20 protein-coding genes are annotated in these 24,892 nt (G+C 70.4%); 13 read left to right on the top strand and 7 right to left on the bottom strand.

The genetic code is table 11. The annotated features are described in order from the left end of the window. Positions 1 to 36: 36 nt before the first annotated feature. Positions 37 to 477, bottom strand: a complete 441-nt coding sequence (locus FRAEUI1C_RS33250; RefSeq protein ID WP_013427775.1) for an NUDIX hydrolase — start codon at positions 475 to 477, stop codon at positions 37 to 39. Between the two features lie 124 nt (positions 478 to 601). Continuing rightward, the gene (gene trxA / locus FRAEUI1C_RS33245) at positions 602 to 982 is read right to left on the bottom strand and encodes a thioredoxin (protein ID WP_013427774.1); all 381 of its coding nucleotides are present in this window, start codon (positions 980 to 982) and stop codon (positions 602 to 604) included. 748 nt (positions 983 to 1,730) lie between these two features. Here trxA and FRAEUI1C_RS33240 point away from each other — a divergent pair. Next, on the top strand, positions 1,731 to 2,360 hold the full coding sequence (locus FRAEUI1C_RS33240; protein WP_013427773.1) for a pyridoxamine 5'-phosphate oxidase family protein: 630 nt from the start codon (positions 1,731 to 1,733) through the stop codon (positions 2,358 to 2,360). 182 nt (positions 2,361 to 2,542) lie between these two features. Then, entirely contained in the window at positions 2,543 to 3,331 is a 789-nt protein-coding gene (locus tag FRAEUI1C_RS33235) for a VOC family protein (protein ID WP_013427772.1), read from the top strand. Positions 3,332 to 3,405: 74 nt separating this feature from the next. Here FRAEUI1C_RS33235 and FRAEUI1C_RS33230 read toward each other — a convergent pair whose 3' ends face one another. After that, positions 3,406 to 4,173, bottom strand: a complete 768-nt coding sequence (locus tag FRAEUI1C_RS33230) for a class I SAM-dependent methyltransferase (RefSeq protein ID WP_013427771.1) — start codon at positions 4,171 to 4,173, stop codon at positions 3,406 to 3,408. Between the two features lie 256 nt (positions 4,174 to 4,429). Between FRAEUI1C_RS33230 and FRAEUI1C_RS33225 the strand changes: the two genes are divergently transcribed. From FRAEUI1C_RS33225 to FRAEUI1C_RS33215, 3 genes are all read left to right on the top strand, one after another. Continuing rightward, positions 4,430 to 5,470, top strand: a complete 1,041-nt coding sequence (locus FRAEUI1C_RS33225; RefSeq protein WP_157735142.1) for an SRPBCC family protein — start codon at positions 4,430 to 4,432, stop codon at positions 5,468 to 5,470. A 435-nt stretch (positions 5,471 to 5,905) separates the two neighbouring features. Then, positions 5,906 to 7,162: an ABC transporter substrate-binding protein gene (locus tag FRAEUI1C_RS33220; RefSeq protein ID WP_013427769.1), complete on the top strand. Its 1,257-nt coding sequence runs from the start codon at positions 5,906 to 5,908 to the stop codon at positions 7,160 to 7,162. Between the two features lie 544 nt (positions 7,163 to 7,706). Next, positions 7,707 to 10,106, top strand: coding sequence for a HelD family protein (locus FRAEUI1C_RS33215; RefSeq protein WP_013427768.1), 2,400 nt, complete (start codon positions 7,707 to 7,709; stop codon positions 10,104 to 10,106). A 3-nt stretch (positions 10,107 to 10,109) separates the two neighbouring features. On the opposite strand, the gene FRAEUI1C_RS33210 is transcribed toward FRAEUI1C_RS33215, so the two are convergent. Next, on the bottom strand, positions 10,110 to 10,649 hold the full coding sequence (locus FRAEUI1C_RS33210; RefSeq protein ID WP_013427767.1) for a VOC family protein: 540 nt from the start codon (positions 10,647 to 10,649) through the stop codon (positions 10,110 to 10,112). Between the two features lie 27 nt (positions 10,650 to 10,676). On the opposite strand from FRAEUI1C_RS33210, the gene FRAEUI1C_RS33205 reads away from it, so the two are divergent. Further along, the gene (locus tag FRAEUI1C_RS33205) at positions 10,677 to 11,642 is read left to right on the top strand and encodes a helix-turn-helix domain-containing protein (RefSeq protein WP_157735140.1); all 966 of its coding nucleotides are present in this window, start codon (positions 10,677 to 10,679) and stop codon (positions 11,640 to 11,642) included. Between the two features lie 56 nt (positions 11,643 to 11,698). Here FRAEUI1C_RS33205 and FRAEUI1C_RS33200 read toward each other — a convergent pair whose 3' ends face one another. Continuing rightward, positions 11,699 to 12,409: an alpha/beta fold hydrolase gene (locus tag FRAEUI1C_RS33200; protein WP_013427765.1), complete on the bottom strand. Its 711-nt coding sequence runs from the start codon at positions 12,407 to 12,409 to the stop codon at positions 11,699 to 11,701. Between the two features lie 202 nt (positions 12,410 to 12,611). Between FRAEUI1C_RS33200 and FRAEUI1C_RS33195 the strand changes: the two genes are divergently transcribed. The 6 genes from FRAEUI1C_RS33195 (at position 12,612) to FRAEUI1C_RS33170 (ending at position 21,560) form a co-directional block, all read left to right on the top strand. Beyond that, a complete protein-coding gene (locus FRAEUI1C_RS33195) occupies positions 12,612 to 13,256 on the top strand; it encodes a sigma-70 family RNA polymerase sigma factor (protein WP_013427764.1) in 645 nt (214 codons plus the stop codon). Then, a complete protein-coding gene (locus tag FRAEUI1C_RS33190; RefSeq protein WP_013427763.1) occupies positions 13,253 to 13,996 on the top strand; it encodes an anti-sigma factor in 744 nt (247 codons plus the stop codon). Before FRAEUI1C_RS33195 ends, FRAEUI1C_RS33190 begins: the two co-directional genes overlap by 4 nt. 331 nt (positions 13,997 to 14,327) lie before the next feature. Then, on the top strand, positions 14,328 to 15,104 hold the full coding sequence (locus FRAEUI1C_RS33185) for a response regulator transcription factor (protein ID WP_049807309.1): 777 nt from the start codon (positions 14,328 to 14,330) through the stop codon (positions 15,102 to 15,104). A 224-nt stretch (positions 15,105 to 15,328) separates the two neighbouring features. Further along, positions 15,329 to 17,179, top strand: coding sequence for a sensor histidine kinase (locus FRAEUI1C_RS33180; protein WP_013427761.1), 1,851 nt, complete (start codon positions 15,329 to 15,331; stop codon positions 17,177 to 17,179). Between the two features lie 292 nt (positions 17,180 to 17,471). Then, positions 17,472 to 18,839 carry a bifunctional glycosyltransferase family 2/GtrA family protein gene (locus FRAEUI1C_RS33175; protein WP_013427760.1) on the top strand — a complete coding sequence of 456 codons (1,368 nt, stop codon included), beginning with the start codon at positions 17,472 to 17,474 and terminating at the stop codon, positions 18,837 to 18,839. Positions 18,840 to 19,037: 198 nt separating this feature from the next. Next, positions 19,038 to 21,560 carry an ArnT family glycosyltransferase gene (locus FRAEUI1C_RS33170; protein ID WP_013427759.1) on the top strand — a complete coding sequence of 841 codons (2,523 nt, stop codon included), beginning with the start codon at positions 19,038 to 19,040 and terminating at the stop codon, positions 21,558 to 21,560. Positions 21,561 to 21,812: 252 nt separating this feature from the next. Here the strand turns inward: FRAEUI1C_RS33170 and FRAEUI1C_RS39930 are convergent, their stop codons facing one another. After that, on the bottom strand, positions 21,813 to 22,493 hold the full coding sequence (locus FRAEUI1C_RS39930) for a hypothetical protein (protein WP_157735136.1): 681 nt from the start codon (positions 22,491 to 22,493) through the stop codon (positions 21,813 to 21,815). A 157-nt stretch (positions 22,494 to 22,650) separates the two neighbouring features. Here FRAEUI1C_RS39930 and FRAEUI1C_RS37850 point away from each other — a divergent pair, with 157 nt between their 5' ends. Then, complete coding sequence (locus FRAEUI1C_RS37850; RefSeq protein WP_013427757.1) at positions 22,651 to 23,721, top strand: helix-turn-helix domain-containing protein; 1,071 nt, start codon at positions 22,651 to 22,653, stop codon at positions 23,719 to 23,721. Between the two features lie 119 nt (positions 23,722 to 23,840). Here FRAEUI1C_RS37850 and FRAEUI1C_RS33160 read toward each other — a convergent pair whose 3' ends face one another. Next, on the bottom strand, positions 23,841 to 24,839 hold the full coding sequence (locus FRAEUI1C_RS33160) for a LysR family transcriptional regulator (RefSeq protein WP_041259810.1): 999 nt from the start codon (positions 24,837 to 24,839) through the stop codon (positions 23,841 to 23,843). Positions 24,840 to 24,892 lie beyond the last annotated feature (53 nt).

Raw genomic sequence — 24,892 nt, 5'->3', positions numbered from 1 at the left:
CCCGGCTCCTCCGCTCTGCCCCCGCGCTGCCCCTGCTCATCCGCTGAGCAGGGGCAGCAATCCCGGCGGCAGCAGCTGGGGCGTTGACGGGTCAGCGTCGGTGAACCGTGAGATCGGCTGCCAGCTGACCTCGTCATTCGCGTCGAGGACCTTGCCGAGCTCGTCGCGCGCGTAGAACGACGCGTCAACGAGGTCGGCGGCGAAGACGAAGGCGATCTCGTGGTGCGGTCGGCCTTCCCACTGAAAGACGTTCTCCAGCACGCCCAGCAGGGAGACGTTCGTGAGCTCCGCGCCAAGCTCCTCACGCAGCTCGCGGTGTACCGCCTCGACCGCCCGTTCGCCGAACTCGACACCGCCGCCGAGCGGCCGGAAGATCCGCCGGTCACTGACGCGGTCGACCCCCTCGTAGACCAGGAGGTCGTCGCCACGGCGCACGGCCGCGAGCGCGATTGGCCGAATCCGCAATGATTTCGCCACGTCCCGGACGTTAGCCGAAGATCGGCGATCATCCGGGCGCCTTCGGCGCGGAGTTGCCCAGGGCACGTCCGCCCGGCGGCTCAATCCACTGCGGTCTGGGACGTGGCCGGGACGACCAAAGGCGTCAGTGCGTGTGCTTCTCGCCGGCCTGCGCGGCCACCTCGGCGCGGACCGTGTCCATGTCAACGGCCTTTGCCTGCGTGATCAGGTCCTCCAGCGCGGCCTCGGGCAGCGCACCGGGCTGGGAGTAGAGGACGACCTTGTCTCGGACGATCATCAGGGTCGGGATGGACGAGATGCCGAAATGCGCGGCGAGCTCGCGCTGAGCCTCGGTGTCGACCTTCCCGAACACCGCGTCCGGGTGCTTCTCCGACGCCCGCTCGTAGACCGGCCCGAACATCCGGCACGGCCCGCACCACGATGCCCAGAAATCAACCAGGACGAGGTCCGCGTCCCCGCCGACCACCTCGTCGAAGTTTTCCTTGGTCAATTCCACAGTCGCCATCGCTGGCCTTCCTCGGTCGGAATTCCCTCCACCACCCCAAGCTACGGCGGCCAGCCCGCATTCCCGTACCTCGGCGCACCCAGGGCCTCCCGTCGATCAGTCGGAGCCCCCCGCGACGGGCCCCTGCCTCGCGCGATCCCCGCTGGTGGCGGCCGTCGCCGGGCGGCCGGGATCGACCGCACCGCGGAACCGGCAGATCCGCCTCCGTGCGCGTCGCGGGATCGACCGCGTCGGCGAACATGGCGATCCGCTGTCGTGCGGAACGCGCCGTGCACCCGTTCCGCGGAACGCGAAGATCGGCTGTGCCGGGACGTGTGGGTAGGGACGTGTGGGAGTGCGCTGTCGTGCCGATCGCGGCGTGCGCCGCGTTCCGCGGAACGCGAGGATCTGCCGTGCCGGGACGTGCGGGAGTGCGCGGTCGTCCGGAACGCGCCGATGGGCCGTTCGGCGGAACGCGAAGACCGGCAGCCCGGATCGCGGGGGGGGGGGATCCTGGCCGTGACCCGGCTGGGTGCTGGCCGGAGATCGTGATGGTCTGATCTGTCACGCGCGGTGGCTCGGTACGGCTGGCCGATGACGACCCAGTTGGACGGCCCGCCCAGGGCTGCGGAACGGCGCAATACCGAAAACGCTTTCGTGATTGCCGGCGAGGCGCTTTCCAGTAACCCGGTAGGAGATTTCGCCGAGTGGCTGTCCGCCCGCGTAAATTCGCTGGACGTCCGCCGGAGCCGGCCCGGAGGATGGCTCCATGCTGAGCCCGACTCGCCATCGCGACCGTTTCGTCACCGACCGCGCGGCCGCGCACGCTGTTCTCGACGAGGCGCTGTTCTGTCATGTCGGCGTGGTCGTCGACGGCCGGCCGCACGTGCTGCCCACGCTGCACGCCCGCGTCGACGACACTCTCTATGTACACGGATCATCGGCGGCGCGGATTCTTGCGGCGGCCCGCTCCGGACCGTTGTCGGTCTGCGTCACGGTTTCGTTGCTCGATGGGCTGGTGATCGCCCGGTCCGCGTTTCACCATTCGTTGAACTACCGGTCGGTGGTCGTGCACGGTGACGCCCGGCTGGTGACCGACGCCGCGGAGAAGAGCCGGATGCTGGGCGCCCTGGTCGACCGGGTCGGTACCGAACGGTCCGCCCAGTGCCGCCCGCCGACGGCGAAGGAGCTCGCGGCGACGTCGGTGCTTGCCGTCGATCTCGCGGCCGAGACCACGGATGTCGCGCTCAAGGTGCGGACTGGGGGGCCGATCGACGATGAGGCTGACCTCGAGCTGGGTCACTGGGCCGGCGTCGTCCCGGTTCGGCTCGTCGCCGGCTCGCCGGAGCCTGCTTGTGACCTCCCGATCCCCACCGGACTGGCGCCGTCCCTCCGGTAGGACTCACCTGGTTGGCCTGGCCGACATTCGGCGGGCATGGGCAGAAAATCCCGGGGACCGATGACTTCGGCGCGGCGGGCAGGTCAAAGAAGCATCTCAGTGACCCGCTCACGGGCCAGGAAGCGCGCCGACCAGGCGGCCGCGTTTCCGTCGGTTCCGTGCGCCCAGCCAAAGGAGCCAGCATGCCCAAGCCAGACAGCACCGTCGCCGGCGGCCCGATCTGGATCGACCTGATGACGACCGACACGGACGCCGCCCGGGCCTTCTACGGAGAGCTGTTCGGTTGGACGGCGGAGGCCGGGAGTGAGGAGTTCGGCGGGTATTTCAACTTCCTGCGGGCGGGCGAGCCGGTCGCCGGTGGCATGGGCTACCAGCCGGGGATGCCGGCGGAGGCGGTGGCCGACCGCTGGTCGGTCTACCTGCGCGCCGACGACGCGGAGAAGACGGTCGCCGCCGTCGTGGACCGCGGTGGCCAGGTGATCGCCCCGCCGATGCCGGTGGGAGACCTGGGAGTGTTCGCGGTCGTGCTTGACCCTGGCGGTGCGGCCATCGGCCTGTGGCAGCCTGGTACGCACGCCGGCTTCGCGAAGGTCGGCGAACCGGGTGCGCCCGTCTGGTTCGAGCTGTTCACTCGGGACTTCGCCGCTGTCCTCGACTTCTACCGGGATGCGTTCGGCTGGACGGTCCAGGTGGTGTCTGATACCGACGAGTTCCGCTACGCGACGCTGGTCAACGCCGCCGGTGAGCAGCAGGCGGGAGTGATGGACGCGAGCAGCTTCCTTCCGGCGGGGGCGCCGTCCAGCTGGTCGGTGTACTTCAACGTCGAGGACGCCGATGCGGCGACGGCGAAGATTGCCGAACTGGGTGGGAAGGCCCTGCGGGAGCCCGAGGACACGCCGTACGGCCGGCTCGCCGAGGCCGCCGACGCGACCGGCGCCACCTTCAAGATCATGGGTCCGAACAAGGGGTGACCGCCTCTTACCCGGTGAGCGCCCGGAGCCGGCGAGCTCGGGCGCTCACCGGGTGGTCCCGCCGCACCGGGACGCTAGACGGCGGGTGCCTCGAAGATCTGGACCGGGCTGCGGAGCACGCTGGAACGAGGGCGGTCCTGGTCGGGCAGCCGGCGTAGCAGCACGATCGTCGGCTCGACCACCTCGGCCCAGGTCTCGGCCGAAAGATCCCACAGCCGGGACCACAGCCGCTGCTCGACGCCTTCTGCCGCCTGCGCCGGTGTTGTCTGGCCGACCTCGTGCACGCTGACGAGATCCTCGACCAACCGCAGACCGGCCCGTTCCGCTGTCGTCGCCAGGGCGGCGACCTGCGCCCCGCGTTCCTTGAGCGCGCCGCGCTCCAACTGCGACTGCATACCCATCATCGTCTCGGTGATATCCGAGAGATCGACGTTCGCTCCGCCGCCAACGACGGCGAACCGGCCACCGGGCCGCAATACCCGGGCAACCTCGGCCACGACGGCCGGTGCGTCTCCGACGAGATGCATGACGTGAACGGCCAGACAAGCGTCCACGCAGCCGTCAGCCACCGGCAGCTTCGAGGCGTCGGCGCGGACCACCCGTCCAGGCACCCGCCGGGTGGCGTGGGCGAGCATCTTTTCCGAAAGGTCGATTCCGACGACCTCCCGGCCCAGGCCGGCGAACGCGGCGGCGATCAGCCCAGTGCCGACGCCGATTTCCAGTAGCCGCCCTTTCGGCAGATGCGGCGCCACGTCTTCGGCAACCAGGGAGCCACGCTGCTCGCCGCCCCTGGTCGCGTCGTAACGGTCAGCCATCCGGTCAAAGTTGACGGAGTTTGGCACGGCCTCAGCCTATGCGGCGAGGCTGGCCAGCCCGGCGTATTCATCCAGTTGTCACCGGTCCTGCCCCGCCCTCTCGTCTACTTCGGCCGTGTACGCCGCGCTACCGATCGTGCGCAGCTACTCGGCGAATCGTGCGCGGTGCTGAGCGGGCTCCGGATGTGGGGGTATCCGCCAAGAGGGGCCGGACGCGCCGTTCTGTGGCCCTGGTGCAAGATGGCTGGACGCGGGGCGGGTCTTGGTCGTGGATGGGAGCGGCGTGGGTCAGGGGCTGCAGTGGCTGTCGCTGGTCTCGATCGTGGCCAGCCTGCCGGTGGTCGTGCTGGTCAGCAACGTGCTGCATGAGATCGGCCATGCCCTGGCCGCGTTGGCGGTCGGGTATCGCGTTCGCGGGTTCATCGTCGGTGGGACCAGTGCGGACTTCTCCCGTAGCGGCGGCTTCCTGCAGTTCGGCCGCAAGTTCGGGCGGGCCGCGACGCTGATTTCGCCGGGAAGCGGCTGGATAGCCGGCTGGCGGGGGATAGTCACCTACGGTGGCGGCGCAGCGGTGAACCTGCTCATCGTCGTGGTGACGGCGCCGGCGAGCCTTGGCTGGGAGTTCCGGCACGGCGTGGCGGTGCAGCCGGGGGCGCACACCTATCTCCCGGTCGTCACGGTCTTCGTCTTCGTCGTGAACCTCGTCTTTCTGGTCGCGAACCTCGTGCCGCGGGTGCACTCGTCCGGGGCGGTCAGTGACGGCCGGCACCTGCTGAACCTGATCCACTCGCGACGGCTCGTCGAGTGGATCAAGATTGGCGAGTCATCGGTCGTCATCGACCGGCCCCGCGCGCAGGTGTGGCATTTTCTCGACGACCCGCGCAACGTCACCAGCTACGACGACACCGTCGAGCGCATCTACCAGAAGCCTGGCACGCCCGCGGGAGTCGGCCGGATTCTCGTCGCTCACCTGTTCCCGGTTCCGCCGTCAACGGTCGGGGACGTCGTCGAATCCGAGACGGTCGCGTTCGACCCGCCACGGCGCATGATGGCGCGCGGCGCCCGTAACCACTCCCTGCGCGTGGAGACGGCGCTGCGTGCGGTCGGGCCGGACAGTACGCGGCTTACCCGGACCCTGTGGCTGGGAGCGAAGCCGCTCGCCCCGGAACAGCGCCAGCGTCTGCTCGAGACGCTTGGCGAGGCCGGGGCGCGGCTTGCCCAGGAGAACGAGCGCATCCGGCGGATGCTCGTCCCTGACACGACCGCGACGCTCGCGATCCCCGGAGTGCGGGCTCGCCGCCGCGCCCGCGCTCGTCGCGTCTAGCGCGCCTCACCACAGCGCGCGACGCCCCGGCCGGCGGCCGGGGCGTCGCGCGACCTGTCGCCTTTGGGCGCACTCAAATCGGACGCTATCGCCTGCGGGGCTGGCACTTCTGCCACCCAGCGGGTCCACGCCGGTCGCGCTCGCCGGCCGGGCAGGCGACCTACCTGCGGCGGCGGTATGTCGGTTGCGTGTGGGGCCGCTGTGGGCAATGCTTGACGCCGACGTCAATATCTGTAACCTAGCTCACACGCCGTAACGGCAGTTGAGGTGCTCGGCGCGTGCTCCGTGCTGGCTGGAGCAGGCGAAAGGTTGCGCACCGTCCGAAATTCGTCGCCGACCCTACCCAATGATCGTCACTCTATGTAGTCATGTGGCCGTCCATTGCGATGCGTATACATGTCCCGGCGCCAACACCGAGTGGGATGAGGAAAAGCAGTGATCCGTAAGCGCAGTACCGCCCTAGCTGCAATGGTCGCCGCTGGTGCGATGCTCTTAGCCGCTGGCTGTGGCTCGTCGGGGTCGAGCGGCCCGACCGTGACCGGTTCCGGCTCGGCCGGGGCGACCCAGACCATCACGGTCGGCGTGTTCGCTGACATCACTGGCCCGGCGGCCTCCGGTAACAAGACCGTCGAGGCCGGCGTGAAGGCGGGGACCTACTACGCGGCCAGGAATGGCTACAAGATCAAGTACGTCGTCGGCGACACGGCGACCAACCCGACGACGGCGCTCTCCATCGCGCAGAAGTTCGTCACGCAGGACCACGTCCTCGCGGTGATCGCGAACTCGTCGCTGCTCTTCACGGCGTCCAACTACCTCACCGCGCACAACGTCCCGGTCATCGGGATCAGTGAGGACGGTCCCGAGTGGATCACCTCGAAGAACATGTTCTCCATCTCCGGTCCGCTGCAGCAGACCAAGGTGGCGACCACGATGGGCAAGTTCTTCAAGCTGGTGGGTGTCACCAACCTGGCTTCGCTGGGCTACGCCGTCTCTCCGATCTCGTCTGAGTCGGCCAGCGCCTCCGCGGCGTCCGCCGAGGCCGCGGGCATCAAGGTCGGCTACCTGAACGCCAAGTTCCCGTTCGGCAGCACCAACGTCGGTCCGGCGGTCCTGCAGATGAAGGACGCCGGCATTGACGGGCTCGTGACCTCCACGGACCCGGACACCGGCTTCGAGCTCATCAAGGGCCTGCGGGACTCCGGCGTCAAGCTGAAGGGCGCGCTGCTGCCGACCGGCTACGGCGGCGACCTGATCCAGGCCGGCCCGGGTGCGCTGGCGAGCGCGCAGAACGTCTACTTCCTGCTCGGCTACGAGCCGGTCGAGATGCAGACCGCGGCGACCAAGCAGTTCGTGGCCGACCTCAAGAGCGGCGGTACCACCGGTGAGCCGACGTTCGCCATGTACAACGGCTACGTCTCGATCGGCCTGCTGGTCCGCGCGCTGAAGGCGGCCGGGGGTACCCCGAGCCAGGCGGGTCTGCTCAAGGGCCTGGAGAGCATCCACGACTGGAACGCGCTGGGCCTGTACGGCTCCCACACGGTTGACATCAATGACCGCGTGAACGTCGTCAGCGGTCCGGACAACTGCTCCTGGATGACGAAGCTGGTCGGTGACAAGTTCGAGCTCGTCAAGGGCGCGACCCCGATCTGCGGCGACGTCATCCCCGGCAAGACGGTCGCGGCGCAGTCCTGATCCGCCAGCGGTGAGCATTTTCCGGTTCGCGCGAGTGCCGCGACAGCGGGCCAGTCTCGAAGCGCCTCCGGAAAGAGCTTGGTAATCACCCGTTAGACCTGGCCGGCGTGTCCACAACGGACACGCCGGCCTTGGTCTTTTCCGGCCCGAGGTGATTGCTGGTCGCGCCCCCTGATGATTGGGGAATTGCCCTGGTCGCGATTCTTGGCGGGCGGAAAGGGCGATCGGCGGGCCCGGCCGGCCACCCGGGGGCCCGGCCGCGTCCGGAGTCGCTCGCGGGTGGCGAGCACGCCGACGTGCTGCCCGCAGCGGGCCGCGACGTTGGATCAGAAGGGGCGTTCGACCTGGGACCTGCGGGTCCGCGGGGAGCCCAACGCACGTGGGGCCGTTCCCGGCGCGAGCCCGACGGCCGCCGGTAACCCGCGAACGCCTACCCACCGCGCCGCCCGGGAACTCGCCTGGCCCGTTTGGCCAGTTACAATTCTCCGGACCGCGAGGTAAAGGGAAAATAGGCAAGGCGGATTGTACTGTCCGGGGAGACGTATTGTCAAACGAAGAAGTGGAGCACGAGCAGGAGTATGTCTCGATGCTCTACGAGCGTCTTGACGGCTTCCGGGAACAGGCGTCGACCCGGCTCGCCGAGGTGCTGGCCGAGCGGCCGGGCGGCCGGCCACAGGCGCACACCGAACGGCAGGCGGCGGCCTCGACCTATTCGCGTCAGCTCGCCCGCTATGACGCCGCCGAGGATGGACTGTGTTTCGGCCGTCTCGACCTCGACGGCGACGAGACCCGCTATGTCGGCCGTCTCGGCATTTTCGACGAGTCGGACGACTATGCCCCGCTGTTGATCGACTGGCGGGCTCCCGCCGCCCGGCCGTTCTACCTGGCGACGGCAGCCTCTCCCGAGGGCGTCCGACGCCGCCGCCAGATCCGGACGGCCCGGCGACGGGTCGTCGAGATCGACGACGAAGTGCTTGAGCTGGCCGATGCCAACGTGGGGACGGGCCATGAGTCGCTGACCGGCGAGGCCCGGCTGATGGCTGCGCTCACCGCCGGCCGGACCGGCCGCATGGGCGACATCGTCGAGACGATCCAGGCCGAGCAGGACCGCATCATCCGGGCCGAGAACGCCGGGGTCCTCGTCGTTCAGGGCGGCCCTGGCACCGGTAAGACCGCCGTCGCGCTGCACCGGGCCGCGTACCTGCTGTATACGTACCGCGAGCAGTTGACCAAACGCGGCGTCCTGGTCATCGGCCCGAACCCGACCTTCCTGCGGTACATCTCCCATGTGCTGCCCGCGCTGGGTGAGACCAGCGTGGTGCTTTCGACCGTCGGTGACCTGTTCCCCGGCGTCTACGCCACGCGAACGGAGCCGCGCGAAACGGCGGAGCTCAAGGGTGGCCCGCGGATGGTCGAGCTGATCACCGCCGCCGTCCGCGATCGGCAGCGGGTGCCGGACGAACCGCTGGAGATCGCCTTCGAGGACGACATCCTGTTGCTGGACGCGGCCACCTGCGAGGCCGCCCGCGACCGGGCCCGAGCGACGCATCGGCCGCACAACCAGGCCCGCGTCGTCTTCGTTCAGGCCGTCGTCGACGCGCTCGCTCGGCAGTACGCCGATCGCCTCGGCGCCGATCCGTACGCCGACGACCCGCTGGGCGAGGACGACGCGCCCGGCGGCGGCAGCAACCTGCTGGGCGACGAGGTCGTCGACGACATCCGCCAGGAGCTGCGCCAGGACGAGGCCGTGCTCACCGCGCTCGACGAGCTGTGGCCCGTGCTGACACCGCAGTGGCTGCTGGCCGACCTGTTCGCCGACGCGGAGCTGCTCGCCTCCGCCGCCGAGGCGGCCGGGCTGACCGACGCCGAGCGTGACCTGCTGTCGCGGCCCGATCCGCACGGTGGCCGCGCGGCCGACCGGATGTGGACCTCCGCCGACGCGCCGTTGCTCGACGAGGCAGCCGAGCTGCTCGGCGACGACGAGGCGGCGGCGCTGGCCGCCGCCGAGCGCCGCCGCCGCGAGCGGATCGCGTACGCGCAGGGCGTGGTCGACATCCTCACCCGGGATATGGACGACGACCCGGACATCCTCATGGTCTCCGACCTCATCGACGCCGAACGGCTCGCCGAGCGGCACGAGGACTCCGATGACCGTTCGACCGCCGAACGGGCCGCCGCGGACCGGACCTGGGCCTTCGGGCACGTCATCGTCGATGAGGCGCAGGAACTGTCGCATATGGCCTGGCGCATGGTGATGCGTCGATGCCCGAGCCGTTCGATGACGCTGGTCGGCGACGTCGCCCAGACTGGTGACCTCGCCGGCGCCTCGTCGTGGGCTCGAGTTCTCGGGCCCCATCTGGGCGATCGCTGGCGGCTGGAGCGGCTGACCGTCAACTACCGCACGCCGGCCGAGATCATGGCTGTCGCCGCCGAGGTGCTGGCGGCGATCGATCCTGGGCTGGAACCACCTCGATCCGTCCGGGAGACGGGCACCGCGCCGTGGGAACTCACGGTCGCCCCGGACACGCTCGCCAGCCAGTTGGCCGCGATCGCCGCCAGTGAGGTTGCCGAGCTGCGCGAAGCCCTCGGCGACGGCCCGGATGGCGGCCGCGTCGCGGTTCTGGTCCCGTCAGGGCTGCTCGGCGACCTGCGGCCCGCGCTCGAGGCCGCCCTCCCCGCCACCACGACGGCCGGCGACGAACCGGATCTGGACTCGCCCGTCGCCATCCTCACCGTCCGTCAGTCCAAGGGCCTGGAGTTCGACGCGGTCCTCGTCGTCGAGCCCGATCTGATCGTCGAGGAGTCTCCGCGCGGCCTGAACGACCTCTACGTGGCTCTTACTCGCGCCACCCGATCGCTCGCCGTTCTGCACACCTCTCCACTCCCGGCCGCCCTCGGGAAGCTGGAACCAGGCCCCGCGGTGGCCCAGGCCGTCGCCCGCTGAAACTCAGCTCGACTGGTCGGCCTCGTAGCCACCCTCCGCCAGCCAGGCGTCGACCCGGCGCTGGGCCTCGTCGGGGTCCACGTCCTCGACGCGGGTCATCAACGCCCAGCGGTGTCCCCAGGGATCCAGGATCGCGGCGAACCGGTCGCCGGTAACAAAGGTCGACGGCTCGCCGTAGCCCTTCGCACCGAGTTCGACGGCCTTCGCGTACGACGCGTCGACGTCGGGCAGGTAGGCGACGACCGAACCACTGACGACGTCGCCGCCGGTCGGCGCGACCAGGTTGTGGTCGGGCATCGGGTCGGACAGCTGCAGGCGGCCATTGGCGAGTTCCAGCTCGCAGTGCGCGACCTTCGCCCCATCCGGGGTGTCATTGCGACTGATGACCCGGGCTCCGAAGACCGCCTGGTAGAAGGCGATTGCCTGCTCGGCGCCATCGACGACGACGAAGGGTGTGAGTGAGGTGAAACCGGCCGGGATCGGGCTCACCGCGCTCGACTTGGCTGCCGCGTGGTCGCCTGGCTGTGCGGTCTGAGTGGTCATGCGTTCGATCGTGCCTAGGCTGGGTCCGTGCGGGCTTGCACGAACGCGACACAGCCGACGGGGACACCCCCGGATAACAGCGCGGCCGGCGGGGCTCGGCCGCCGGTGACGTCCAACCTCGCGGGCGTGCTGCGCCCGGACGAGGGACTGCGGCATTTCACCCTCGGCCGTCCGGCGGCCCATCCGGATCTCGACCTCTGGGTGGACCGGTACTGGACAGTTCGCTGGGAGCTGCCGCCGGGGGCGTCCTACCTGTCGTCAGTGCTCTCCCACCCGGCCTTGCATCTCTCGGTCGAGTCAGGCGACGGTCCGCGGCACGGCTTCCCGATGCCGGCCACACTTCTGCACGGCGTGGTGACCCGACGGTTCGACATCCTGCTGCGCGGCGAGGGCCGAGTGTTCGGGGTCAAGTTCCGACCCGGCGGCTTCGCGGCCTTCACCGGCCTGGACACCGGCGGTGGTGTCGATGTCGCCAGCTACACCGATCGGGCGGTCCTGCTGGCAGACGTCCTCGGTGGCGGGGGCGGCGGCGCGATCGGCTCGCCAGCCGCCGCCGACGGCGGGGTCGCGGAACTCCAGGCCTCGATACTGGCCGCCGGCGAGGACGACGAGCGGGTCGCGTTGATGGACGAGTTCCTGCTCGCCCGCCGCCCATCGGTGGCTGATCCTCGCTACCAGGAGCTGCTGGCGATCGTCGCCGAGATGCTCGCCGACCGGAGCCTGACCAGCGTCCAGTCCGTCACGGACCGATTCAACGTCGAGCCGCGTACCTTGCAGCGGCTGTTCCGCCGCTACGTCGGCGTCGGGCCGAAATGGGTGTTGCGGCGCTTCCGCCTGCACGACGCCCAGCTCATGCTCGACGCCGGCGAGGTCGAGGACCTGGCGACCCTCGCCACGACCCTCGGCTGGTTCGACCAGGCCCATTTCACCCGCGACTTCCGCGCCGCCGTGGGGGTTCCGCCGCGCGTGTACACCGCGCCCACCCCCGGATAGTCCGGACGTTCCAGGGCGGGTTCCCCGCGACGAGCTGAGCGAGCGGGCTCGTCGGTTCAGGACGCAGCGGCGATCTTGTCAAGGGCCGCGGCCAGCGCGGCCGGCTGGCTGATCATGCACATGTGGGCGGCGTCGAGGTCGACCACCGAGCAGTCGCCGCCGACGTTGCCGACGTAGCGCAGCTGCCGGTCGGGCGGGACGATCACGTCTCGCATCGTGCGGATCCAGGTTCTCGGTGTCGGCGACCGTAACGGCGCCAGGCTGACCGGTTCGGCCGGCAATCCTGGTGCCTCAGGCACCATCCGCGCCAGGCACCAGGCGAACTGTTCGTCGTCCAGGTCATTGCCGAACACCGTCCGGGCGAGATCCGAGCCGAGGAGGCCGGAGCCGCCGGATGGCTCAGCCTCCGTGGCGCGCTCCCGGAAGCCGGGGTCGAGCATGTCCAGACAGCTGGTCGCGTCGTCGGGCACCGTGCAGGCGACGAAGACGCTGTGCCGGACCCGGTCGCCCAGGAGTTTCATGACGCCGGGAATCGTGCAGCCGGCCATCGAGTGCCCGACCAGGACGATGTCGGCGAGCCCCGCCGCGTCCACGTCGGCGGCGACGGAGGCCGCGCAGTCGGCGAAGGTCACCGAGCCGAGCTCCGCCGGATGCGCGCCGCGGCCCGGTAGGTCGACCGCGATGGCTGGCGCGGTCAGGGCCGGTAGCAGCAGGTCCCAGCACGACGCGGCGAAACCGCCGCCATGAATGAGCACGATCGAGGCCACGGCGGGCAATTGTGCCGGCTTGCCCCGGCCGGCGCGACGAATAGGCCTCTTCGGGCGCTGACGCGAGGTCGGCGAGAATTGTGGCGCCGGGACCAATCCGCGCGGCGGTTTGGCTCGAAGTACTGGATGACAGCGGCCCGGCGGGGCGGCGCCCCGAGGCGTCGGCGACCGGGCCTTGCCTCACGACCCGGAGGTTCCGGCCATGCCGCGACGCGCGGACGAGGATGACGGTCCAGCGCTCCACGCCGTCCCGACGCCCGATTTCGGCGTCAGTCCCACGGGTGGTGGGGCTCCTGACGTCGAACAGCTCCTGCAACGCACTGGCCGGGGAGACGGTGACGCCTTCGCCGCGTTCTACGACCAACTGGCGGCGCGGGTCTTCGGCCTGATCAAGCGGGTGGTACGCGACCCGGCGCAGGCAGAGGAAGTCACCCAGGAGGTGTTCGTCGAGATCTGGCGGCTCGCAAGCCGCTTCGACCCGGCGAAGGGCAGCGCAGTCGGATGGGTCTGCGCTCTCGCGCACCGTCGGGCCGTCGACCGGGTGCGTTCGGCGCAGGCCGCGACCGACCGGGAACGCCGCGTCGGTGTCGCCTGGGCGGGGGGCGCCGAGGATTCCGGCTACGACGAGGTGACCGAGCAGGTCGAGCTGAGGCTCGAATACGAGCGGCTTCGCCGTTGCCTCGGCGGTCTCACCGACCTGCAGCGCGAGTCGATCGTGCTGGCCTACTACAACGGCCATACCTACCGCGAGGTCGCGCACCTGCTGTCGACCCCGGTACCGACAGTCAAGACCCGCATGCGCGACGGACTGATCCGGCTGCGCGACTGCCTGGGGGTGGAGGCATGACATCGCCGTCGCCGGAGGCACATCTGCTGACGGGCGCCTACGCCCTGGACGCACTGGACAGCCGTGACCGGGCCGAGGTCGAGGGGCATCTGGCCGGCTGCCCGACCTGCGCCGGAGAGGTGGCCGAACTGCGGGTGGTCGCCGGCCTGCTCGGCCAGTCGGTGCCGGAGACGCCACCCAGCACGTTGCGCACCTCAGTACTGCGGGAAGCCGCTCGAACCCGTCAGCTGCCGCCGCTGGTCGTCGAGGTCGACGACGACCTCGACGCCCGGCGGGAGCGGCGACGGCTGAGGACGATCACTGCCGTGGCCAGCGCCGCCGCGGCCGTCGCCCTGGTCGCGCTGGGCATCGTCGGTGGCGTCTCCCTTGACCAGCACCACCAGCTCTCCGCCGAGCGCAGCCGGGCGACCGACCTCACCTCGGCGGTCGCCGCGGCCGCGGACCGGCTGGGCCAGCCGGTGGCGGGCGGCGGGACCATCGCCGTGATCCCGTTCGGAAACCAGGCCTACGTCGACGTCCACGACCTGCCACCGCTCTCCGGTGGCCGGGTGTACCAGCTGTGGATGTCGAGCCCACAGGGCGTCGAGTCCGCCGGAGTCGTCGGAGGAAACGCCCAACGGGCCGCCCGGGTGCTCTCGCTGCGCAAGGGCGTGGATTCGGTGAAGATGACCATCGAGCCGGCCGGTGGCTCCCAACAGCCGACGACACCGATCATCGGCTCGGCGGCGGTGCACGGCTGAGATCGTCCGCATCCGGCGGCGTGGCCGCGGCTCGGGCAGAGCCGCTCGGTCGCGCTCCGGTGCGGACGCGCACAGGCTTTCCACAGGTTTCGCTCAGGAAGCCCACAGTCGGCTGGCGGAACCTGAGGACATGGGATGGCGTGAACCGGTGTCGACGTCCACCTCCGCTTCGCGGACCGATGACGGGGCCGCTTCGCGGACCGATGACGGGGCTGCGCCGAACGGCGGGACCTTCGCGGGCCCCGCCGGTGGTGGGGGGTCCATCGCCGGCGTGAGGCCGCTGCCGCCGGTGAGCGCGGGCGTCTCGGCCGAAGCCGCCGGGACACGCGGGCTGCGCGGTGGTGCACGGGAGACCCGGGCCGCGGACGGCCGGGCGCTGCGGGTGCTCGTCGTAGACGACGAGTCCGTGCTGACGGAGCTGCTGACCATGGCGCTGCGCTACGAGGGCTGGGAGGTCGCCGCCGCCGGCACCGGGACCACCGCCCTGCGGATGATCGACGAGTTCCAGCCGGACGCGGTCGTCCTGGACATCATGCTGCCGGACATGGACGGACTCGCGGTGCTGCGCGGGATGCGTTCGGTTCGGCCCGACATCCCGGTGCTGTTCCTGACCGCGAAGGACGCGGTCGAGGACCGGGTTCTCGGCCTCACCGCCGGCGGCGACGACTACGTGACCAAGCCGTTCAGCATCGAGGAGCTTGCCGCCCGGCTGCGCGGCCTGATGCGACGGGTCCACGGCACCGTCGCCGCCCGCCGCAACGTCCTGTCGGTTGGCGACCTCACCCTCGACGAGGACAGCCGCGAGGTCTACCGCGACGGAGCCGAGATCCACCTGACCGCGACCGAGTTCGAGCTCCTTCGCTACCTGATGCGCAACCCGCGGCGGGTGCTGAGCAAGGCGCAGATCCTCGACCGGGTCTGGAACTATGACTTCGGCGGCCAGGCCAACGTCGTCGAGCTCTACGTGTCCTACCTGCGCAAGAAGATCGACGCTGGCCGCCAGCCGATGATCCACACGATGCGCGGCGCGGGCTACGTGCTCCGGCCGGTCACGGCGCCGGCCGGAGCCGGTCCGGTCAGGGTGGCGAATCCGGCGGCCACGGGGTGACCGCCGCTGCCAGCCCGGAACCGAGGATCGGCTCGGCCGTCGAGCGAGCCGCAACCGGACGAGCCGCCGCTGAGGGCGTGGGCGGTGGCGACCAGACCGGTGTCGAGACGGGGTCGCGCGGCCGTCGGCATCGGCAGTCGCGCTCCGGGCCCGGCCGCGGTGCACCCCCGCGTTCGGCGTCGCGCCCGGACCGGGTGAGACACCGCGAACGGTCGTCACGCCGGGTGTTCGCGCCGCGCCGGTGGTCGCTGCGGACCCGACTGCTGGCGTTGCTGTTGGTGCTGCTGACGGCCGTGTCGACGGCGATCGTCGGAGTGACGGCGCTCGAACTGCGTTCCTACCTGATCCACCAGGTTGACGCGCGTCTCGGCGCGGTCGACAAGCGCTGGGTCAAGCCGCCGCCGTCCGACGCCAACGCGCGGGCCGGCGGTGCCTTCGCGCCGGGCAACGGGACCGGCCTCGGCTCGACCGGCGGGCCAGACGGTGGCCCGAGCGGCGTGCAGCCGTGGCAGGGCACCCCGACCGATTTCGTCAACCTGCAGGGCCAGTCGACTGGCACCGTCGCCGCCCACATCGTCGGTGGCAAGGTCGAGACTGCCGTGATTCCGGCGCCGGGCGAGGTCGCCAAGCAGCTTCCGGCGAGCGAGGCGGCCAAGCTGGCGGCCATTCCCGTCGACGACACGCCACGAACCGTGACGCTGGGCAGTTTCGGGGAGTACCGGGTGACCGCCCGGCTGGTCCCCGACGGCACCGCCGTCGTCAGCGGGCTCTCGCTCAGCGAGGTCAACGCGACGGTCGACCAGCTGATCATCATCGCCGGCTGCGTCGCGGGCTGCGGGGTGCTGCTGCTCGGGGTGGTCGGCGCGGTGACCGTGCGGCGAACCCTGCGACCGCTGCGCCGAGTGGCCGCGACCGCCGCTCAGGTCGCCGAGCTGCCGCTGGACCGGGGAGCGGTCACGCTGCGGGTCCGCGTCCCGGATGTCGACACCGACCCGAGGACCGAGGTCGGCCAGGTGGGCGCGGCGCTGAACCACATGCTCGGCCATGTCGGCGCCGCCCTCGCCGCCCGGCACGCGAGCGAGACACGGGTGCGCCAGTTCGTCGCCGACGCCAGTCATGAGTTGCGCACACCGCTGGCCGCGATCAGCGGTTATGCCCAGCTGACGCGGCGCATCGGGGCTCAGAACGGCTTTGACGATCCGCTACGACCCCTGGTGCCGCCGGACGTCGCCTACGCGCTGAGCCGGGTGGAATCCGAGACGAAACGGATGACCACGCTGGTGGAGGACCTGCTGCTGCTGGCACGCCTGGACTCCGGCCGGCCGCTCGAACATGGCGACGTCGACCTGTCGCTGCTCGTCGTCGACGTGGTCAGTGACGCGCATATCGCGGCGCCCGGTCATCGCTTCAGCCTGTCGCTGCCGGCCGATCCAGTGACCGTTCGTGGCGATCAGGCTCGACTGCACCAGGTTCTGGCAAATCTTCTGGCGAATGCCCGTACCCACACACCGGCCGGTACTTCGGTGACCGTCGCGCTGGAACTGCCGCCTGGTTCCGGAACCGGGGATTCGTTGACCGGCGAGGTCCGGCTTTCGGTCATCGACGATGGGCCCGGCATTCCCGCCGACCTGCTGCCTAACGTCTTCGAACGGTTTGCGCGGGGCGACTCGTCGCGTTCCCGGGCGGCTGGCAGCACCGGGCTCGGGCTGGCGATCGTCGCCGCCGTCGTCGAGGCGCACGGCGGCCGGATCAGCGTGACGAGCAGCCCCGGGCGTACCGCCTTCACCGTCACGCTTCCGCGCACCGTGCCAGCCGCCGCGCCGGCGGTCGCGGGAGTAGCCGGTGATCTCTGCGCGGCCGATGCCCACCAACCGCGGGGTCTCCGGCACTCCCTGGACGACCAGTACGCGCCGGACGAGTTCGGCCCGTCTGACGGCCTGGTGGTCGAGGACGGCCTAGGGGTCGAGGACGGCCTGTACCTGGTGGATGACCTCGATGCCGTCGATGACCTGGACACGGTCGTGGACCTGGCGACGGCGGGCATCGGGAAACCGGGAGAGATCCGGATTCGCTGACCTCGGGCGCGGGTGGGAAGCCACGTGAGAAACGGTCCGCCGCGGGCCACCGGGCGACATGTCGGTGAAACATTTCCGACGTCGTCCGGTCATTGTCGCCGCGTTTGCGATATTGTCACGCACACGACTGAAGATCGCCCGTCGACGGCATGCCGCTTATACGTTGTGACCTGCGGCTCGTGGGCTGATGGCTAGTTCGGGACGGCCCGCGCGCGGCCTGGCTCGACGTTTTCACAGCGGACCCACAGTTGGCCGCAATGGAGAGCACAGGCCGAGCCGCCAGCCTGGAACCATGACCACGACAGGGCACCCGCAAGGCAGCGCGGCGCTGGTCGAGCACATTCCGGCTCGATCGGAGCAACTGGGGCCACGTCCCGTGCTGGATGTGGTAATTCCCGTCTACAACGAGGAAACCGACCTGGAGCCGTGCGTCACCCGGCTACGCCGGCATCTCGTCGAAACATTTCCTTACCCCTTTCAGATAACGATCGCGGACAATGCCAGCACTGACCGGACGCTGGCCGTCGCGAACCACCTCGAGGCGACGATTCCCGAGGTCGCCGTGCTGCACCTCGACGCGAAAGGCCGCGGCAGAGCGCTGCGCACGGCGTGGGGATTGTCCCAGGCGCCGGTTCTCGCCTACATGGACGTCGATCTGTCCACGGACCTGCGTGCGCTGCTTCCCCTGGTCGCGCCCCTTATTTCCGGCCATTCGGACCTGGCGATCGGCAGCCGGCTCGCGCCGGGCGCCCGGGTCGTGCGTGGCCCGAAACGCGAAGTGATCTCACGCTGCTACAACCTGCTGCTGCGCCGCGCGCTGGCTGCCCGGTTCTCGGACGCGCAGTGCGGATTCAAGGCCATTCGTCGCGACGTGGCCCGGGCGCTGTTGCCGCTCGTGCAGGACACCGGCTGGTTCTTCGACACCGAGCTGCTTGTGCTCGCGGAACGCTCCGGGCTGCGGATCTACGAAGTTCCGGTCGACTGGGTCGATGATCCTGACAGTCGGGTCGACATCATGGCCACGGCCATGGCGGACCTGCGGGGGATCGCTCGTCTCGGCCGGGACCTGGCCACCGGCCGGCTGCCGGTGCGGGAGGTGCGAGCCCAGCTGGGCCGTCGTCCGCTGACCGGGGGAACCCAGGCGGCGGCCGAGGCCACCGGCCAGCGTCAGCTGATCCAGCAGCTCGCCAGGTTCGGCGCGATCGGCATCGCGAGCACCGCCGCGTACCTGGCCCTCTTCGTCCTGCTGCGCGGATGGTTCGGCGCGCAGGGCGCGAACTTCTTCGCCCTGCTGGTCACCGCCATCGCGAACACGGCCGCCAACCGGCGCCTGACCTTCGGGCAGCGCGGCGTCGGCGCCCGCAGCCAGATCGAGGGCCTGATCGTCTTCGGTCTCGGCCTGGCGCTCACCAGCGGCGCGCTGGGCGCGGTGCGGGCGCTGGCGCCAGGAGCCGGCCGCGGTGTCGAGCTCTCGGCGCTGATCGCGGCGAACCTCATGGCGACGCTTTTGCGCTTCGTCGCCTTCCGCGCGTGGGTCTTCCACCCGCGCCGGACCGAGGCCGTCCCCGGTCACCCGCCGACCGGTCAGGAACCGACCGAGCCGGTGCCGGGCACCCTCTTCCAGCCCATCCGCCCGCGGAGCCCGCACAGCGACGAGTGACCGCGGGGCCGGGCACCGGGAGCGCCGGCCCGCGCTCCGCTTCCCCGCCCGGCCTGGCGCCTCGGCCCGGCGCCGCCTCCCCGCCGGACGTCGCTTCTCAGCCCGGCCTGGCGCCGCGCCACCTGGCCCAGCACTGACCACACCTGTCCTACCTGGCAGTTACTTCCCCGCCAATCACTGGAACTCGGAGAACGACCGATGAGAGCGGACGAGGGCGCCTGGCGCGCCCCGCAACACTCCCTTGACCCCTATGCCACCCAGCCGCCGCTGGCGAATCCCTATGCGGCGGACGCGAGCCAGACCGGTGGGATCGACGTCGTCGAGACCTGGCCGGGCCGGCAGGCCCCCGGGTTCCCACGCGACGGCGAGCGTCCTGGCTCCGGCCCCGCGAACGGTGACGGCGAGCGTGACGGTGACGGTTCCGGCGGTGGCGCAGGTGGCCGAGGCTCCGGCGGTGGGCGGCATGGCCGGCCCGGACGGTCCGGTCGGCTCCTGCGCGGCCGGCCCGAGGACCCGCGCTGGGCCCGCCCCGCGTTGCTGGTCCTGCTCGCCGCGACCGCGGTCCTCTACCTGTGGGGCCTTGGCGCGTCCAACTACGGGAACAGCTTCTACGCCGCAGCCGTCCAGGCCGGGACGAAGAGCTGGAAGGCCTTCTTCTTCGGCTCCATCGATGCGTCGAACTACATCACCGTCGACAAGCCGCCCGCCTCACTCTGGATGATGGCGCTGTCCGGACGGATCTTCGGATTCTCCAGCTGGAGCATGCTCGTTCCGAACGCGCTGTGCGGCGTCGCCTCGGTGGGACTCCTCTATGGGGCGGTCCGGCGGGTGGCCGGGCCGGCCATGGGGCTGCTCGCGGGCGCGCTGTGCGCGTTGACGCCGGTCGCGGTGCTGATGTTCCGCTTCAACAACCCGGATGCCCTGCTCGTTCTGCTGTTGGTCTTCGCCGCCTACTGCGTGACGCGGGCCCTGGAAGTCGCCTCGTGGCGGTGGCTCACGCTGGCGGGCGTCGCCCTCGGCTTTGGCTTCCTCACCAAGATGCTGCAGGCGTTCCTGGTGGTTCCGGCCTTCGCGCTGGCCTACCTGATCGCCGCCCCGACCGGGCTGCGGGCTCGGATCGGGCATGTGCTGCTCAGCGGTGTCGGCATCGTCGTCGGCGCGGGATGGTGGGTCTTGGCCACCATCCTGTGGCCGGCGAGCTCACGGCCGTACTTCGGCGGCTCCGGTAACAACAGCGTGCTGGGCCTCGCCTTCGGCTACAACGGCCTCGGGCGGATCTTCGGCGGCGACGGCAACGGCGGTGGTGGCGGCGGCCGACCGACCGGACAGGCGGCGGACGCGCTGGCCGCGCTCGGTTCCAACGCCTCCGGCGACGCGCCGACCGCGGCGGCCGGCGCGGCGGCGCGGGCAGCCGAAGGATTCGCGGGCGGAGCGCCGACCGGCCCCGGCGGCGGCGGTGGCGGCGGCTTCGGCGGCGCGACCGGCATCACCCGGATGTTCAGCGACAACTTCGGGGCGCAGATCTCCTGGCTGCTGCCGGCGGCGTTGATCCTGCTCGTCGGCGGCCTGTGGGCGACCAGGCGGGCGCCCCGGACCGACCGGCTCCGCGCGGCCCTGGTGCTCTGGGGCGGCTGGACGATCGTCACCGCGCTCGTCTTCAGCTACATGAAGGGCACGATCCACGAGTACTACTCGGTCGCGCTCGCCCCGGGCATCGCGGGGACGGTCGCGCTGGGGGCGTGGTCGCTGTGGCAGACCCGTGACCAGCTGGTCAGCCGGGCTGTCCTCGCCGTGAGCTGTGGGGTAACCGCGGTCTGGGACTTCGTCCTGCTCGGCCGTACCGACTGGCAGACCTGGCTGCGCTACCCCGTCCTGCTGACCGGCCTGCTCGCCGCCGTCGTCCTGCTGGCCTGGCCGCGGCTGGCCAACCGCGAGGACATCGACGCCCCGACCGGCCGGCTGACGCCGGCGCGCCGGGCGGTGGCCATCGTCGCGCTGGCCGCCGCGGCGTTCGGGACGGTCGGCGCGCCGGCCGCCTACGCGCTGGAGACCGCTTCGGTCGCGCACACCGGCTCCACCCCGCTCGCCGGGCCCGCGTCGGCCCGAGGCGGCGGCTTCGGCGGGCCGGGTGGCGGGTTCAACCCGGGCGCCGCTCGTGGCGCCGACGGGACCAACCAGGCTGGCGCCGCGCCTGGCGGTTTCCCCGGCTTCGGCGGTGCGGGCGGGCCGAACGGCACCGGCTCGGCGGACGGCGCGGGTCAGCCGGGCGGCTCGGCTACCGGTAACGAGGCCCCGGCCACCGGTGCGACCTCGGCGGAGGGCCAGACCGGTACGGCCGCCCGCTCTGCCGGCGGCCTGGGCATGGACGCCCAGGCCGACAGCGCGGTGACGAAGCTCCTGTCGACGAACGCCGGCCTGTACCGCTGGGTCGCCGCCGTCAGCAGCTCGCAGTCCGCGGCCTCGTTGGAGCTGGCCAGCGGCGGCCTCCCGGTCATGGCGATCGGCGGCTTCACCGGCAGCGACAACGCCATCACCCTGGCCCAGTTCCAGAAGTACGTGAAGGACGGGCAGATCCACTACTACCTCGGCGGGGGTGGCGGCGGCTTCGGTGGCGGCGGCAACGGCGTGATCAGCCAGATCACCACCTGGGTCGAGGCGAACTACTCGACCGTCACCGTCAACGGCCAGACCCTGTACGACCTGACCAAGCCGAAGTCGTAACCCACCACCCGCGCCCAGCGGGGACGGCCCAAGGTGCTGGTGCCGGCGCGACTCGCCGGCACCAGCACCTTTCGGCTTGGAAAGTCAATCCGTATCGACGTCGTTGGCCAACAAAGAAACGAAGAGAGTGGTCTGGCGGCAACGCTGCGGAACTGCGCGGCTAGTGCTGCGACGGCCGGGTCAGCCCGTCAATGTGATCGCCGGTGCCGCTGACCAGTACACCTCTTTTCGCTCGTGGACCGACGTCCGGAATTAGTGGAGGTCTATGCAGGCGGCGGGTACGAAAAACCAGTGGCCGCCCGCAGGGCGGGTCTGGGCGAACGTGGGGTCCCTGCGCTTGTGGTTGTCGTTAACCATGACGAACCTCTTGTCTTTGGTCACGTAGCGCCAGAGGACGTTGTAGTCATGCCTGATCGTGCCGTACTGATCGCGCGGCTGGGCGCCAGTGCGCCATGGGAAGACGTTGCCGTATGCGGGCACCGCCGCACAACCCGGACGGCTGGTCCTGATCCGGGCCGGTGAGCCGTTGTTGGTCGGTGAGCATGCGGGTTTCCGACCCGTCAGGCAATTTACCCTGGACGCGAACGTGCCGACGTTGAGGCCCTCGAACGTATCGCACGAATGGCGGGCCTTGCCGCTAACCGTTTGCAGTGTCTGACCGTCAACTGGCATCCACAGGCACCGGTCGACGCCGTTGACCCAAACGGCCCGGTACCCGTGCTTCACCGGCCCCGCGTCGAGGATAGTTCCCGCGAGGGCGTTGCCGACGACCAGGTTGCGGTAGTCGTCGGATTCGCCCGGCCCGCGAACGTCTCGATGATTACTCGCACGCAGGGTGTGGTCCCGGCCTGGTGCCACCTTTCGACGGACCGCTGCCTGTGAGTCGGGTGCCAGGGTCAATACGCCGACGAGGGTGATGAGTACGACCGTCAAGAGACGGGCGGCCCATCGAGCCTGACAGATATGCATAGAAAGCTGCCTTCGCAATCGGATGTGCCGCCTCTCGGGTGGGGCGGCAATCCCGGTCTACGAGGCCGGCACGTGTCCGGCTAGGGTTCCGGACAGTCCTGGACACACCTGGGACCTCCGGATGAGGGACGGCGCAGCGAAGGGGCACAAAGTGGTAGCGCGCGTGATTCGCCAGCGCCCGGCAGACGACGAACCGCTCAAGACATTCGGCGCCGACCTCGCCGAACTCCGGGTGACGGCCGACCTGACCTGCCGGGCGCTCGCGAAAACAGTCGGAATAGGTCGTAGTACCCTCGACGACTACCTGGCGGGTAGGCGACTTCCTTCACGCGCGACGACCCTCGCGATCGTGCGGACCTGCCATGGTGACGAAGCCGAGTGGTCCGAGCGCTGGAAGTGTCTCCAGGCGACCGTCTCCATCGCGCCGGTGCCGGCGCCGACCGAGAGGGAGTCTGCCGCGAACGGTCCGCTGACCGGCGCTTCGGCACATGGCCGGAGGCCTACCTCCGGGTCCGAGATGCCGGTGGGTGCCGATTCGGTCGAGTCCGCTGTGAAGCCCGCGCCGGTGGTGGGTGTGGATGTGAAGGAGCCTGAGGCGGAGGCTCCAGTGACGGTCGGCGCGAATGAGCATTTTCCAGCCGCCTTGAGCGCCGATTCTAAATTGCCGCGCCCGAAGTTGCGCCGGGAAAGGCCCACTGTCCGTATGCGCGCGGGACGCGGGCGTGTTCGCCCAGTAGCGCTGCTGGGCGCGCTGGTGTTCTTGATCCCGCTGGGCTGGGGTGCCGCTGGTTTCCTTATGGGGTTGGGAGGCAAGGAGGGAAAGCCGTCCGATCTGGCGGAGGCTGCGCCCGTGACGGCGGTGCCCGTTGTGGCTGGTTCGACGTCGACGCGTGTCGATGGCGCCTCGACTATTTCTCGGCCGACTCTTGGTAAGTCGGTTCCCGGCTGCACGGTGGTGCGGACGTACAAGGCCAAAGATAGCGTGGGGGCGATACTGTCCGCAGAGAAAGTATCCCGCGGAACCCTGTCGACTGGCGGGCTCGTCTATGTGGTGACGCCGACGGATAACGGACCGTATCGGACCCGGTACTGGTCCTATGTCGCACCGCCGGGAATCTGGGGATATGTTGATCCCGCGCGCCTAATATTCATCCGGCAGGAGTGCGTGCCACTACCCGACAGTTCGCGCTAGCTCCGAATGCGGTCGGGTAGGCGGTGGTGGTTGGCGAAGAATTGAAGGCCGGCGTGTACCCCGATGACCGACTACCGGCGGTCCTCGATGACCGACTACCGGCGGTCCTCGATGACCGACTACCGGCGGTCCTCGATGGCCGCGCACCCTGAGGGCTCCGGAGTCCAGGCTCGCGCCGCGGTGGCGAGGTGGGCGAGGAGGGCGGCGGTGGCCGGCGGGTCCGGGGGTTCGCCGTGCACGGCGGCGGTCACCGTGCGGGCGAGACCGGGGATCTCGGTGGCGCGGACGCCGGGGTGGCGGTGGGAGCGCAGGCTTAGGTCGGGCAAGGTGGTGACGCCGAGACCAGCGGCGACCAACGCCTGGACCGCCAGGTAGTCGTCGGTGGTGAAGGCGATGTCGGGAGTGAAGCCGACCGCCGTGCAGGACTGAATCAATGCGGTACGACACCGCTCGCAGCCGGCGATCCATCGTTTCGAGCTGTGGTCGACCAATCGATCTCCGGGCAGGTTCAGCGGGGTCACCAGATAGATCGGTTCGGTCAGCAACGTGACGCGACGCAGGCCGTCGTCTGCTGGCTCGTCCCGCGGTTGGCTGGGTGCGGCAGCTGTAACCGTGGGATTGGCCGGCTGAGCGTCTCGTGGCTTGTTCCCTTCCGATGGCTGGTCCCGGTAGGCGAAGATCAGGGCGACGTCGACCTCGCCGGAGCGCAGCAGCCGGATGGCGTCGGGCGGCTCGGCCTCGGTCAGGCGCAGTTCGATGCCAGGGCTGGCGGCGGCGAACGCGGCCGCGGCCGTCGGCACGAAGGTCCCGAGGGCGGACGGAAATGCGGCCAGACGGACCCGCCCCGCCCGCAGCCCCGTGTACGTGGCCAGCTCGGCCTCGGCGGCATCGAGGCGGCCGAGGATCTCCTCTGCTCGTTCGGCCAGCACCTGGCCGGCCTCCGTGAGGCGAACGCCCCGGCCGACCCGCTGGATCAGCTGGCTGCCGGTTTCCGCCTCCAGTCGCGACAGGTGGTGGCTGACGGACGGCTGCGCGTACTGGAGGGCCCGGGCCGCGGCGGTCACCGAACCGTGTCGAGCGACGGCCACGAGCACCCGCAGCCTGGTCACGTCCAGCATCCGCCAAACGTATCAATCTGGTCGATGTGTTCGGGTGATAGTTGGCATTGGAC

This window comes from Pseudofrankia inefficax (assembly GCF_000166135.1).
GTDB classification, from domain to species: Bacteria; Actinomycetota; Actinomycetes; order Frankiales; family Frankiaceae; genus Pseudofrankia; species Pseudofrankia inefficax.
Note: the sequence above shows the minus strand (reverse complement) of the source record. Positions and strands in the feature narration are given on the sequence as shown.

What these genes read in the sequence shown, in the direction of transcription:
- FRAEUI1C_RS33210 (WP_013427767.1), bottom strand. Translation starts at nt 10,649, where the DNA reads ATGACCACTCAGACCGCACAGCCAGGCGACCACGCGGCAGCCAAGTCG.
- FRAEUI1C_RS33190 (WP_013427763.1), top strand. Translation starts at nt 13,253, where the DNA reads ATGACATCGCCGTCGCCGGAGGCACATCTGCTGACGGGCGCCTACGCC.
- FRAEUI1C_RS33175 (WP_013427760.1), top strand. Translation starts at nt 17,472, where the DNA reads ATGACCACGACAGGGCACCCGCAAGGCAGCGCGGCGCTGGTCGAGCAC.
- FRAEUI1C_RS33240 (WP_013427773.1), top strand. Translation starts at nt 1,731, where the DNA reads ATGCTGAGCCCGACTCGCCATCGCGACCGTTTCGTCACCGACCGCGCG.
- trxA (WP_013427774.1), bottom strand. Translation starts at nt 982, where the DNA reads ATGGCGACTGTGGAATTGACCAAGGAAAACTTCGACGAGGTGGTCGGC.
- FRAEUI1C_RS33235 (WP_013427772.1), top strand. Translation starts at nt 2,543, where the DNA reads ATGCCCAAGCCAGACAGCACCGTCGCCGGCGGCCCGATCTGGATCGAC.
- FRAEUI1C_RS37850 (WP_013427757.1), top strand. Translation starts at nt 22,651, where the DNA reads ATGAGGGACGGCGCAGCGAAGGGGCACAAAGTGGTAGCGCGCGTGATT.
- FRAEUI1C_RS33160 (WP_041259810.1), bottom strand. Translation starts at nt 24,839, where the DNA reads ATGCTGGACGTGACCAGGCTGCGGGTGCTCGTGGCCGTCGCTCGACAC.
- FRAEUI1C_RS33195 (WP_013427764.1), top strand. Translation starts at nt 12,612, where the DNA reads ATGCCGCGACGCGCGGACGAGGATGACGGTCCAGCGCTCCACGCCGTC.
- FRAEUI1C_RS33170 (WP_013427759.1), top strand. Translation starts at nt 19,038, where the DNA reads ATGAGAGCGGACGAGGGCGCCTGGCGCGCCCCGCAACACTCCCTTGAC.